Source organism: Rhizobium sp. R635, assembly GCF_002211285.1.
Lineage (GTDB): Bacteria > Pseudomonadota > Alphaproteobacteria > Rhizobiales > Rhizobiaceae > Rhizobium.
The window spans coordinates 373849-386856 of record NZ_LOKX01000012.1 but is presented as its reverse complement, the minus strand read 5'-3'; the positions used below and the strand labels follow the sequence as shown (position 1 = coordinate 386856).

Here is a 13008-nt window from a genome sequence, read left to right as displayed (position 1 = left end):
GAAGAGAGTTGCCGCCAATCCTATCACGATTGCAGCGCGGTATCGCCCCAGTTCGAAACGGCCCAGCGCGGATTGTTCGAGACGTTGAGCACGGTGTCGCGCGCGACGGTGATGAACCCCCATTCCGCGACGTTGATCAGCGGCAGATCGGCAACGACGAGCTGCTGGAACTTGCGGTAGAGATCGGTGCGCGCCGCCGTATCGACCGTCTCGGAAGCCTGCGCGATGATCTTGTCGAGCTCCGGATTGACGTAGCCGCCCTGGTTGGAGAAGGGCACGCCATCAGGCGTGCCGGATCGGACGAGAATGGTGGTAGAGATCGCCGGATCGCCGCGGAAGACCGGCGGGCCGACGGCGAGATCAAAATCGTGATCGGTATAAACAGCCTTCTGATGCGCGGCCGCATCGGCATTGACGATCTCGGCATCGATGCCGATCACCGCGAGCGCCTGGCGCAGATAATCACCGAACTGCCGGGTCTCGTTGAAATAGGGCGCGGGGCGAAGCTTCAGCTTGAAGCGGTTGCCGTCCGGCCCCTGTTTATATCCTGCCTTGTCGAGAATATCGTTGGCGGCCACGGGGTTGAAATCATAGGTCGCGACATCCGGCGTATAGAACTCCGGCGCATTCTTCGGCACCGGCCCGGTGGAGGCAGCGGCGTAACCGAGGAAAATCGTATCGACCACGAATTTCTTGTCGATCGCCTGCGCGATCGCCTGGCGGACCCTAAGATCGGCCAGTTCCTTGCGGCGGTGATTGATCTCGACGACGAGCTGGTAAGTCAAGGCCTCGTAGCCCTTGGAAATCACCTTGATGCCGTCGACCTTGGAGATGCGGCCAAGATCGGCAAGCGGCACCGCCGAGAAGGCGGCAAGCTGGATTTCGTCGGCTTCGAGCGCCGCACCCGCCGCCTCGCGGTCGGGCAGCACACGGTAGACGATCTCGTCGAGTTTCGGCTGGTCCTTGTCCCAGTAGTTCTCGTTGCGCGCCAGCCGGTAATATTCACCGGGCTTGTATTCGGCGAAGGTGAAGGGCCCGGTGCCGACGAGCTTGTTGTTCGCAGGATTGGTGGCGATATCGCTACCTTCAAAGATATGCTTGGCGACGACGCTTGTTACAACAGACAGCGCATTACGGATGAGCTGGAACGGCGTCGGCTTGGAGAAACGGAAGATCGCGGTGTAATCGTCGGGCGTATCGACGGCTTCGAGATTGGCGAAGACCAGGCGGCCGAGATTCTGCAGCGGCTTCCAGATATTGAGCGCGGAGAAGGCGACATCGACCGAGGTGAACGGCTTGCCGTCGTGCCAGGTCACACCGTCGCGCAGCTTGAAGGTGACGGAGAGGCCGTCGGGCGAGCCCTCCCAGGAGGTGGCGAGGCGAGGCGCAAGCCCGTCCTTGCCGTCGAAGGACGCTTCTGCGAGCGGCTCGATCACCTTGCTGGCGATGAAGAAGACGCCGTTCGAGGCGACGATGGCGGGGTTGAGGTTCTTCGGCTCGGAATCGGCCGCGACGACCAGCCGGCCACCCTTTGGTGCATCCTGCGCAAAGGCTTGCCGGGCGAGCGCCGTCGAGGCGAGGAGGAGGGCGGTGCCCTTCATCAGCGTGCGCCGCGAGATTTCTGGAATGGTCATGCGCCCTCCGGATCGATCAAATTCCGCGCACCCATATTCGGGGCGAAATACCAATTGTGATAGAGATTAAATTCGAATGATCAGGCCGGGCGAGACATTTTTTGTCACCCAGCCATTATTTCATTCAAGCGCTGGCGGCCAAGCGTGCGGGCTCGCTGAAGAGGTTGCGATAAGCCGCACCCGGATGCGGCGCGGCAAGCCTGGGTCCCGCGCCCCCAAGCTTTTCGCGCAACGTTCCCTTGGCATATTCGGTCTTGTAGACGCCGCGCTTCTGTAATTCCGGCACCAGCAGATCGACGGCATCCTCGAAACTCTCGGGCGTCACGGCATAGGCGAGATTGAAGCCATCGACATCGGTATCCTCGATCCATTCCTGCATCAGGTCGGCGACCGTCTGCGGCGAGCCGACGAAGACAGGACCAAAGCCGCCGACACCGACCCAGTCGGCCATTTCGCGCACCGTCCACTCCTTGGTCGGATCGATCGTCGTGAAAGTCTCCACGGCCGATTGCACGGCATTGGTATGACGGTGCCGCAGCACCTCATCAGGTCCGAACTGGCCGAAATCGATGCCGGTCCAGCCGGAGATCAGCGTCAGCGCGCCCTCGAAAGAGGCGTACTTGCGGTATTCGTTGAACTTGCGCTGCGCCTCCGCATCCGTCTCGCCGAGAATGACTGTCTGCAGGTTGAAGGCGAGGATTTCGCGCGGGTTGCGGCCGGCGCGCTCGGCCGCCTCGCGGACATTGGCGACATAGCGTTTCAGCACGGCCTTCGACGGCGAGGCGACGAAGATGCATTCGGCATGGGCGCCCGCGAAATCCTTGCCTCGGCTGGAAGCGCCGGCCTGGTAGAGCACCGGCGTACGCTGCGGCGAGGGCTCGCTCAAATGAATGCCGGGCACGTTGAAATGCTTGCCGGAATGGTTGATCGGATGGACCTTCTCGGGATGGGTGAAGATACCGCTTTCCCGGTCGCGAACGACGGCCCCGTCCTCCCAACTGCCCTCCCAGAGCTTATAGCAGACTTCGAGATATTCCTCGGCGAGATCGTACCGATCGTCATGCTTCGTCTGTGCCGGCTGGCCGATATTGAGCGCGCCGCTGTTGAGATAGGAGGTCACGATGTTCCAGCCGACGCGGCCCTTGGTCAGATGGTCGAGCGTCGAGATGCGCCGGGCGAAGGTGTAGGGATGCTCGAAAGAGAGCGAGGCGGTCAGGCCGAAGCCGAGATGCTCGGTCTCGTAAGCCATGGTCGGGATGAGCTGCAGCGGATCGTTGACCGGCACCTGAGCGGAATGGCGTAGCGCCGCATCGACATTGCCGTTCAGCACGTCATAGACGCCGAGCACATCTGCGATGAACAGCCCATCGAACTTGCCGCGCTCCAGCGTCTTTGCCAGATGCACCCAGTAGTCGAGATCCTTGTAGGTCCAGGATTTGTCGCGCGGATGGCGCCAGAGCCCCGGCGACTGGTGTCCGACGCAATTCATGTCGAAGGCGTTCAGCCTGATTTGACGGGTCATGTCTTTGTTCCTTGGAATTTAAGGATTGGTACGGCCGAGGCCGTAGGTCAGCGCCAGGGCTCCGACGAGCACGGCGCCCTTGACGAAATCCTGGGTGTAGTAGGGAGCGTTCAGCATGGTGAGGCCGTTCAGGAGCACACCGACGAAGACGGCGCCGGCAATGGTGCCGAGCACGTTCGGACGGCGCAGGTTGAGAACGGCAAAACCGATCAAGGCAGCGGCGACCGAATCCATCAGCAGCGAGCCACCCGACGAGATATCGCCGCGCCCCACCCGGGCGGCGATGACGATGCCGCCGAGCGATGCCAGCGTGCCCGATATGACATAGGCGAGCGTCTTCAGCCGGACGGTCGAGGCCCCGGCAAGCCGGGTGGCGACCTCGTTGCCGCCGGTCGCAAACAGCAGCCGGCCGATGCGGGTGCGTTCGGTGAGCACGAAGAGCGCGATGGCGACCGCCGCCATCAGCAGCACGGAAACGGGCAGGGTGCCGAAGATGCTGTAGCGGCCGATCAGCAGGAAGGCCGGGTCATAGGCCCCGGTCGCCTTCGAGCCGTCCGGCAGGGTGAGACCTGCTGAAATCGACCGGCCCGCTGTCGGGATCAATTGCAGGCCGGACAGCAGGAACATCATCGCCAGCGTCGCCAAAAGATCGGGCACCCTCAAGCGCACGATGAGAAAGGCGTTGACGAGACCGACGAGGGCGCCGAAGGCGAGCACCAATGGCACCGCCGCATAGGCGTCGAAGCCCCAGACGATCATCGCGTAGCTTGCCGCCATGACGCTTGAGGCGGCGACCGCGCCGATCGACAGGTCGAAGCCGCCGACAGCAAGCGTGACGGTGACGCCGGCGCCGAGAATGGCGACGACGGACACTGCCTGCAGGATGCTCATCAGATTGGCGATATTGATGAAGGCGGGCTCGGCGATCGTGAAACCGACGACGAGAGCCGCAAGCAGGATGAAGACCGCGCCCGCCCGCAGGAACGCGCCGAGAGCGGCAAGGCGGTTGCGGTCGGCACGCGGCAGGGCGCTTGCCTGCGACAAGGTTTCTTCGTCGATCGTCGTCATGCGGATATTCCATGGATTTCGGGATGAAGGGCGGTCCCGCCGATTGCGGGTCTCAACACATGGCGATCAATGACGAGGATGCGGTCGGCCACTTCATAGGCCTCCTCCGGATCGGAGGTCGCGATCAGCGTCGCCCGGTCGGTGCGGCTGCGGATGGCCCGGATGATGTCGCGGCGGGCGCCGACATCGACGCCCTGGAAGGGTTCGTCGAGCAGCAGAAGCCGGCTCGGCTCGGCTTCCCAGCGGGCGATCACCGCCTTCTGCTGGTTGCCGCCGGAGAGCGACCAGATCGAGGCGAGCGGGCCTGCGGCCTTGATGCCGAGACGGGTGATCGCCTGCTCGGCCTCGCGCCGCTCGCGGCCGCCGAGAAGGAAACCATGCGGATACCATTTGGCGAGATGCGGCAGGCTGATCGTCGCCGAGAGCGAATGGCCGGGCCATGCCGGCGGCATCAGCGAGGAGCGGTGCCGGTCTTCGGCCGCCATCGCGACACCTGATGCAATCGCCTCGGCCGGGTTTTTCGGCCGGTAGGGCCGTCCGTCCAGAAACATCGCACCACGGCTAAGCGCCGTTACGCCGAAGATTGCCTGGAGCAACCGGCTCTTGCCGGCGCCGAGCACGCCCGTCACCGCCACGACCTCGCCCTCATGCAGCGACAGGTCGAAGGGCGTGCTTCCAGGCATCAAACTGATATCGTGCATCTCGAAAATTGCCGGCCCGGTCGCGGGCCGCGCATCCGGCCGCGCCGCATCCAGTTTGCGGCCGATCATCGTCTCGATAGCGCTCGAAAAATCGATCGGTCGCGAGAAAGTGCCGACGACGCGGCCACTGCGCATGACCAGCGCACGATCGGCGATCGCTTCCAGATCGGCGGTGCGATGCGAGATGTAGAGGATCGCCAGGCCCCGTTTGCGAAGCCTCAGCAGAATATCGAAGAGGCGTCGGCTTTCCTCGCCGGAAAGGCTCGCCGTCGGCTCGTCGAGGATAAGAAGATCGGCGCGGTTGGCGAGCGCCCGTGCGATCGCCACAAGTTGGCGGTCGGCACTGGCGAGTTCGCCGAAATCGCGGTCGAGCGGCAGGCTGAAGCCGGCGGCATCGAGCATTGCCTGTGCCGCGCGGCGGATGCCGGCCCGCGACACGAAGAAAGGCGTGCTGCGATCGGCGAAGCGATTGAGAAGCAAGGCGTCGGCAACGGTCAGTCCCGCCGCGCCGACGAGATCCGTCGATTGGTGCACGGTGACGACACCAGCCTTTGCCGCTTCGGCCGGGCTGCGCGGCGCAAATGGACGGCCATCGAAATGGATCGTGCCGCCATCGGCCGGCAGAACGCCGGATAGGATCTTCACCAGCGTCGATTTGCCCGCGCCGTTCGCGCCCATCAGCGCCACGATCTCGCCGCGCTCGATCGAAAGCTGGGCGCCGGCAAGCGCCTGCGTCGACCCGAAGCTGCGGGTCATATCGTCAACGTGGAGAAGCGGCATCGGCAAGGTCCGGGACTGCATTTGTATCGGAAGTGTGCCTCGTTCGGACGGTCGAATTCCAGGCACGCATTTCCCTGGTGAGCTGCGCGAGGGAAACAAAGAATCTCCCGAAGCCCGCAAAATCGGATCATTTAATCTACTAAAAGCATAGATATTATATCTAATAAATCAACGCGTCGCGAGGGCTGAACCTGTCAGACGACGCCTCCGATTGTCAGAAGGAACGCGACGATGAAATCCCTCGCACGGCTTGCACTCTCCGCCGCCGTCATTCCGTTTATTTTCATTCAAGGCGCACATGCAGACGGTCTCTCCGGTGCTCCGACCCCCTTCGACAAGGGCGGCGTCAAGGTGGCGCTGATCAGCTACATCTCGGCCGGCGATTTCTTCCAGGCCTATCAGGCCGGCGCCGAAGCCCAGGCCAAGGCGCTGGATATCGATCTGCGCGTCTTCCCCGGCCGGCAGGACGCCGCCGAGCAGCGCGAACAGATCCTTCAGGCGATCAATCTCGGCGTCTCCGGCATCGTCATCGACCACGGCCTGCCGGAATCGCTCGGCGACGTCGTGCAGCAGGCGCTCGACAAGGGCATCAAGGTCGTGGCCTTCGACGTCAACCTCAACAATCCCAAGATCCCGCAGGTGGAGCAGAGCGACCACGAGCTCGCCTCTCTGGCGCTCGAGCAGGCGGTGAAGGATAACGGCAGGGACTTCAAAGCCGGCTATGTCTATGTCGCAGGCTTTGCGCCGCTCGACCGCCGCAACGAAGTCTGGGACAAGTTCAAGTCGGACAATAAAGGCGTCGTCGAAAAGGCCCGCTTCGGCAATGTCAGCGACACGACGGCGACCTCGACCGCCGACCAGGCAAAGGCCGCGCTCACCGCCAACCCCGATATTTCAGTCGTCTTCGCGCCCTATGACGAATTCGCCCGCGGCGTAAAACTTGCCGCCAACGACCTCGGCATATCGAGCAAGCTCAAGATCTATTCGGCAGATGTCTCGACGGCCGATATCCAGGAAATCACCGAGGAGGGCAGCCCTTGGGTCGCAACCGTCGCGACCAATCCTGCCGTCGTCGGCGCCGTCTCCATCCGCGCGGCGGCGCTCGAAATCGCCGGCCAGACGGTTCCCCGCCAGATCACCGTCAAGCCGACGCTTCTCACGCAGGAGAGCCTGCGCGCGGCCGGCGTCAAGACGATCGAGGATCTGGCGGCAAAGATCCCGGCCTTCAGCACCAGCGATGCGGCGACCGCTAGCTGGATCCCGGACAAGCTGTTCTGAGATTTTTCAGTTCGATCCTTCCGGCGGAAGCGTAAGGCTCCCGCCGGATCATCTTTTAAAGAATTGGAGTTCCGCCATGAGCCAATCCAATGTCGTCTTCGCGACCAGCCGCAACCCGACGCGGGAAGACCTTTTCGCCCGTGCCGAGGAAATCTCGGCCGAACTTTCCCAGCGCGCCGCAGACCTCGACCGCGAAGGCCGCCCGCCGCTCGCCGAGATCGTCAAGCTGAAAAATGCCGGCCTGCTCAACGCGCTGCATCCCGCCGAGATCGGCGGCGGCGGCCTCGACTGGGTCGACGGGCTGAAACTGGTGCGCATTCTCGCCCGCGGCGAGAGCTCGATCGGCCAGTTGCTCGGCTACCACTATGTCAACAGCCAGTATATCTATTGGGCGCTCGACGCCGCTCGCGCCCATGCGCTCGGCACCGAAACCGTCGCCAGGAACCTGTATTGGGGTGCCGCCGTCAATCCGCGCGATCCCGGGCTGGTGCTCACCCGCCGCGGCAACGGCTATGTGCTGAACGGGCGCAAGTCCTTCTCCACGGCTGCGCGGGTTTCCGACTACATCAACGCCAATGCGGCGCTCGACGACAAGATCGTCGGTTTCGCCGTGCCGACCAATCGCCCAGGCTATGTCGCCAATGACGACTGGGACAATATAGGTCAGCGCCTGTCGGACAGCGGCAGCGTCGAATTCCACGACTTCCCCGTCTATGAGGAAGATTTTGTCGGCGCGCCCGCCGCGCCCGATGCGACGGCACCGGTGCTTTCGACCTTCAACACGCCGTTCATCCAGCTGGTCTTCGTCAACTTCTACCTCGGCACCGCCGAAGGCGCACTGCAGGCGGCCGTCGACTACGTCCGCACGACCACCCGGCCGTGGATCACCTCAGGCGTCGAGCGGGCAGCCGACGATCCCTATATCCTCGAACGCGTCGGCGAATTCACTGCGGCGCTGAAAGCTTCCGCAGCCCTTGCCGACAGCGCGGCGGCTGCCGTGCAGGCGGGCATTGCCCGCGGCACGAAGGTGACTGCACGCGAACGCGGCGAAGCGGCAGCGGAAGCCTATGCCGCCAAGGTCCACGCCACCCATGTCTCGCTCGACATCACCTCACGCGTCTTCGAACTGACGGGCGCCCGCTCGACGGCCGACAAATACCGCTTCGACCGCTTCTGGCGCAATGTCCGCACCCACACACTGCACGATCCGGTCTTTTACAAAGCCAAGGAAGTCGGCGAATTCGTGCTGAACGATCGGATACCGGAAGTCAGTCTTTATAGCTGAAGCGCTTGCACCCGGCATCGAAAACAAAACTCCACCGCCCGCAATAGGCCAGTTTGCCGACAACCTCTCCTCCGTCATGCTCGGCCTTGTGCCGAGCATCTAACCACGGCAATTGTCGGGCAGAAAACGTTAGTTTCAGTCACTTAATTGGGCCGGCGCAGATCCTCGGCACTGTATGGACCGGAGACATGCCTGACAGTTGCCTGAGGATTTCTCGGGAGGTTGGCATGGTTTGGCGGGAGGCATCTGTCAGGTATGTCTCCGGTCCATACAGGCACAAGGCCGAGGATGACGTCGGGGGCTTTGCAGTGGTTTGTCAGCAGCCCCACCGTCGGCGGTGGGGTTTCCGTTTGAACAGGCTGAAATTTCAGAGCGCTCCGTTCTTCGGCGGCGTCACGCCGTTCAGATGGTAGTTGCCGACAACGTGGTATTTCCAGCGCACGGGGTCATGCAGCGTATGGGTGCGGGCATTGCGCCAATGACGGTCGAGATTGAGGCCGATCTGCACGGACGAGGTTCCGGCAAGCTCGAAGAGCGTGTTGGACGCCTCCAGCGCCACCTCTGTTGTCAGCACCTTGGCGGCGGCGACGGCAAGTGTCGCTTCGACCACCTTTTCCTCCGTCGTCTCGACTTGCGCGGCATCGACCTTGTGGCCGGCCCGCTCGACGAGAGCCGTCGCGGCTTCCAGCCGGATGGCGATCTGGCCCACCTTGGCAATCGTCAGGGGATCGTCGGAGGCGCGGGCGAGGCCGCTGTCCATCCAGGGGCGCGATTTGGTCCTGACGAACTCAAGCGTTTCGGCGAAGGCCGCCCGCGCGATGCCAAGATCGATACCGGCATGGATGATCTGGCCGACCGAGCCGATCGTCGTCGGCCGTTCGAAGCCCTTGTGATGGAAGACCACGGAATCGGCGCCGACATAGACGTTATCGAGGATCGTCGTGCCGCTGCCGGTGGTGCGCTGGCCGAAGCCGTCCCAGTCGTCGACGATTTCGACGCCTTCGGTGCCCTTCGGCACGAAAGCCATGGTCAGCCGGTCCTCCGCATCGAGTGCAAAGACAGTGATCCAGTCGGCGAAGAGGACGCCTGTGGAATAGAACTTGCGGCCGTTGATCCGGTAGCCCGGCCCATCGCGGGTGATGCGCGTATTGTAGTGACCGACCGTCTTGGTGCCGCGCTCGGAAAGCGCATTGCCGAAACGGTCGCCGGCCAGAACGCGGCCGAAGAAATAACGCTGCTGCTCCTCGCTGCCATCGGTTCTCAAGGCTTCGAGAATGTAGAAATGGTTCTGCGGGATCTGGCCGATCGAGCCGTCCGCCTCCGACAGGATCGCGGTGATTTCGGCCAGGACGGCGTTCGAGACATCGAGCCCGCCATATTGCGAGGGCACGGTGATTGCCAGAAGTCCAGACTGCGCGAGGATGTCGAGTTCGGCGAAAGGCAGGATCCGATCGGCGTCACGCTCGGCGGCGCGCGCGGCAAATTGCGCCGCCAGCCTGCGGGCGGTGGCGATCGCCTCCTCCTCGCTGTCGATACGAGCGGCCACGGGCCGGATCTGGTCTGTTTGCCTCAACACGCTGTTCATCGATGCCTCCAATTCTGAGGATGCTATCGGTGAAAGAAATCGCACGCCGAGATAAGAGTACAAATTCTATAGATGTGATAGAAAATAAAAAGTGTTTGCTTACCGGCCTCCGGCCGGCGCGATTAGGAGAACGCACTGAGGCACCAGACGAGATCAGCGTGCATTCTTTAGGGTAGCGCTCAGTTGCTGGCGTGAACTTTGCTAGCCGGCAAAACGCCAGGGATCGATGCATTCGACGCCAAGCGGGATGAAATGGGCGACATTGCGCGTAACCAGTTTCAGCCCGTGTTCCAGTGCCGTGGCGGCGATCATCGCATCGGCGGAGGGGCGCTTGTCCGCAGTCGGCAGCAAGCCGGCCCGGCTTGCCGTCGCCGTATCGAAAGGCAGGATGCGGCCGTTGAATTCCGGCAGCACGATCTCATCCATCCAGCGGCGGAGCTCCCCAGCGAAACCCGGGTCTCTTGTCCGCTCGCGCGCTATACCGAACTGGATTTCCATGATCGTGACCGCCGAGAGATAGGCCTCTGCAACGGAAAACGCCTTCATGAAATCCTGGAATTCCTGAGCGTGCCGCTCAATCCTGCGCGCGGCGGAGACGACATTCGTGTCAAGCAGGAAAACCATCAGAACTCGACAGTCCGGTTGCCAAAGCCGAGCCGTTCGGGCTCGAACTCCCGTTCATCCGCCTGGGGATCACGTAATGCCGCAAAGAGGGTCTTCGACGCCCTCCAGTTCGCCTGGAATTCGGCATAGCTCACCAGCACATAGGCTGCCTCGCCGTGATCGGTGATCACGAGCGGTCGCTCGCTTGCCTCTTTCTTCGCCTTGCTCGGATTCTGGTTGAAGGCGGCACTGGTCATGAACGACATTTTCATCGAAAAGTTCCATACTACATTAAGCAGAAAATATACTACATCATATCCGTTTTACAATACGCTCAGACCGAGGCCCCGACCTCAAACGCGTCGCTTTCTCCCGGCACCAGCTCCAGTGGCCAGATGATGTTGTGGCCACCATCCGGATAGAACGCGCGATAGGCCGGCATGTTGGCGAGAAGCGTCTGGCCGAGCGCGATACCGAGATCGTAGAGCGACATGCGGAAGCAACTGAGCGAGGGCTGCAGGAAGCGTGCGCGTGGGGCATCGCGGAAGCCGATCACTGCAAGGTCGCGGCCGATCCGGATGCCCGCTTCCATCAGCCGGCGGTAAAGGCCGATCGCCATCAGCTCGTAGATCAGGATGACCGCGGTCGGCCGATCTTCAAGCTGCAGCAATTCATGTGCCGCCTGATAGCCGCCCTGTTCGCTCGACTTGACACGGATGACGAGCGACGGGTCGAAGGGAATACCGTACCGTTCGAGCGTGCGGCGATAGCTCTCGACAAAGACGTAGCCGAGGTTGACTTCGCTCGAAGGCGCAGTGATCGCGATCCGGCGATGGCCGCGCGCGACCAGCCTTTCGACAGCGCGTTCCGCGACACCCTCGAAATCTAGATCGACCCAGGGGTAATTGCCGGCCGAACGGCTGCGGCCGACGGCGGCGAAGGGGATCTTTGCCCGCGAGAGAAGATCGATGCGCCGATCCATACGCTGCGTATTGGAGATGATCATCGCATCGACGAGACGCCGCGCCACCATGCGCTTCAGATATTCGCACGGGTCTTCGCCGGCCGGGCAGGGAAGCATGAGAAGGTCGAGCTTGTGGCGGGCAAAGACATGCTGCAGGCCGCTGGTGACGCCGAGGAAGAAGTTATCGGCATTTTCGACCGCTTCCTGGCTGGATTCGATCATCAGCCCGATGACTTTCGTCTCGCCTTGCCGGAGGCTTCGCCCCGATTGATTGGCGACATAGCCGAGCTCCGCCGCCGCCGCCAGCACGCGCCGGCGGGTTTCCTCGTTGACATCAGGCTTGCCGTTCAGCGCACGGGAGACCGTGCCGATCGAGATATCGAGGTGTTCGGCAAGCAGGCGAATCCCTTTCATGGCTGGCGATTTTCCTCCGGTTGGCACTTTCGCGTTCCGCCTCTATTGACATCCCAAAACGTTTCCGCCTACATTCGTAAACGTTTACGGGGTGCGTGTCACGAGGAGAGTTGGCGCCATTCCCTCGGAGGAAATCGTGAAATTCAGTGCCATTCTGTGCGGGTGCGGAGCTATGTCCAAAGGTTGGTTGCGCGCCATCGCGTCCAACCCTCAACTCGCCGACTCCATCGCCATCGTCGGCCTCGTCGACCTGAACCGGGAAACGGCGGAAAAGCTCGCCGCCGAGTTCGGTCTGGAAGGCGCCGTCATCGGCTCCGACCTGTCCGACGTCATCGCTGCCACGAAGGCCGATCTCGTCTTCGACATCGTCATTCCGTCCGCCCGATACGATGTCGTTTCGACCGCGCTCAAGGCCGGCTGCCACGTGCTCAGCGAAAAGCCGATGGCGGCCTCGCTGGCCGAAGGCGCCGCCCTGATCGATCTCGCCGCAGAGACCGGCCGCATCCATGCCGTCATCCAGAACCGTCGCTTCATTTCGGGGGTCAGGCGCCTGCGCCGTTTCGTCGACAGCGGTGCGATCGGCGAACTCACCGCCATTCATTGCGACTTTTTCCTCGCGCCGCATTTCGGCGGCTTTCGCGAGGAGATGGACAATGTGCTGCTTCTCGATATGGCGATCCACACCTTCGATGCCGCCCGCTACGTCGCGGACAGGAAGCCGCTCGCCGTCTATTGCGTCGAGCGCAACCCGAAGGGTTCCTGGTATCGGCACGGCGCCTCGGCAAACGCGATCTTCGAATTTTCCGACGACATCGTCTTCACCTATCGCGGTTCCTGGTGCGCCGAAGGCGAGCGCACCAGCTGGGAAAGCCAGTGGCGTCTCGTCGGCTCGAAGGGAATGCTCACCTGGGACGGCGAGGAGAGCTTCAAGGCCGCCGTCGCCGGCGAAGAGCCCGGCCTTCTGCGCGGCTTTGCTTCCGTAAACGTTCCCGGTCCGGAGCATCACGAGGAAACCCACGGCCATGCCAGCGTCATCGCGGATTTCATCGCGGCGATCCGCACCGGCAAGCAGCCCGAGACCGTCAATTCCGACAATATCAGAAGCCTCGCCATGGTCTTCGGCGCGATCGAAAGCGCCAGGACCGGCCGACGCATCGAAATTTCAGCATAGGAT

At 62.5% G+C, this 13008-nt stretch carries 11 protein-coding genes; 3 read left to right on the top strand and 8 right to left on the bottom strand.

Annotated elements, in window-relative coordinates; genetic code table 11:
* Positions 1-23: 23 nt before the first annotated feature.
* The 4 genes from ATY78_RS12545 to ATY78_RS12530 form a co-directional block, all read right to left on the bottom strand.
* Positions 24-1634 carry an ABC transporter substrate-binding protein gene (locus ATY78_RS12545; protein WP_088682637.1) on the bottom strand — a complete coding sequence of 537 codons (1611 nt, stop codon included), beginning with the start codon at positions 1632-1634 and terminating at the stop codon, positions 24-26.
* 124 nt (positions 1635-1758) lie between these two features.
* Positions 1759-3156 (bottom strand): LLM class flavin-dependent oxidoreductase, encoded by a 1398-nt coding sequence (locus tag ATY78_RS12540; RefSeq protein WP_088682636.1) that lies wholly within the window; start codon positions 3154-3156, stop codon positions 1759-1761.
* A gap of 18 nt (positions 3157-3174) precedes the next feature.
* On the bottom strand, positions 3175-4224 hold the full coding sequence (locus ATY78_RS12535) for an ABC transporter permease (RefSeq protein WP_088682635.1): 1050 nt from the start codon (positions 4222-4224) through the stop codon (positions 3175-3177).
* Entirely contained in the window at positions 4221-5705 is a 1485-nt protein-coding gene (locus tag ATY78_RS12530; RefSeq protein WP_088682726.1) for a sugar ABC transporter ATP-binding protein, read from the bottom strand. Before ATY78_RS12530 ends, ATY78_RS12535 begins: the two co-directional genes overlap by 4 nt.
* A 231-nt stretch (positions 5706-5936) precedes the next feature.
* Between ATY78_RS12530 and ATY78_RS12525 the strand changes: the two genes are divergently transcribed.
* Complete coding sequence (locus ATY78_RS12525) at positions 5937-6983, top strand: substrate-binding domain-containing protein (protein ID WP_088682634.1); 1047 nt, start codon at positions 5937-5939, stop codon at positions 6981-6983.
* Between the two features lie 76 nt (positions 6984-7059).
* Positions 7060-8268 carry an acyl-CoA dehydrogenase family protein gene (locus ATY78_RS12520; RefSeq protein WP_088682633.1) on the top strand — a complete coding sequence of 403 codons (1209 nt, stop codon included), beginning with the start codon at positions 7060-7062 and terminating at the stop codon, positions 8266-8268.
* Between the two features lie 367 nt (positions 8269-8635).
* Here the strand turns inward: ATY78_RS12520 and ATY78_RS12515 are convergent, their stop codons facing one another.
* The 4 genes from ATY78_RS12515 to ATY78_RS12500 all read right to left on the bottom strand — a co-directional run bounded on the left by ATY78_RS12515 (position 8636) and on the right by ATY78_RS12500 (position 11834).
* A complete protein-coding gene (locus ATY78_RS12515) occupies positions 8636-9853 on the bottom strand; it encodes an SfnB family sulfur acquisition oxidoreductase (protein ID WP_088682632.1) in 1218 nt (405 codons plus the stop codon).
* Between the two features lie 201 nt (positions 9854-10054).
* Positions 10055-10477 (bottom strand): type II toxin-antitoxin system VapC family toxin, encoded by a 423-nt coding sequence (locus tag ATY78_RS12510; RefSeq protein ID WP_088682631.1) that lies wholly within the window; start codon positions 10475-10477, stop codon positions 10055-10057.
* Entirely contained in the window at positions 10477-10728 is a 252-nt protein-coding gene (locus ATY78_RS12505) for a type II toxin-antitoxin system Phd/YefM family antitoxin (protein ID WP_088682630.1), read from the bottom strand. Before ATY78_RS12505 ends, ATY78_RS12510 begins: the two co-directional genes overlap by 1 nt.
* A 62-nt stretch (positions 10729-10790) precedes the next feature.
* Positions 10791-11834: a substrate-binding domain-containing protein gene (locus ATY78_RS12500; RefSeq protein ID WP_088682629.1), complete on the bottom strand. Its 1044-nt coding sequence runs from the start codon at positions 11832-11834 to the stop codon at positions 10791-10793.
* Positions 11835-11970: 136 nt separating this feature from the next.
* On the opposite strand from ATY78_RS12500, the gene ATY78_RS12495 reads away from it, so the two are divergent.
* Entirely contained in the window at positions 11971-13005 is a 1035-nt protein-coding gene (locus tag ATY78_RS12495; protein WP_088682628.1) for a Gfo/Idh/MocA family oxidoreductase, read from the top strand.
* Positions 13006-13008 lie beyond the last annotated feature (3 nt).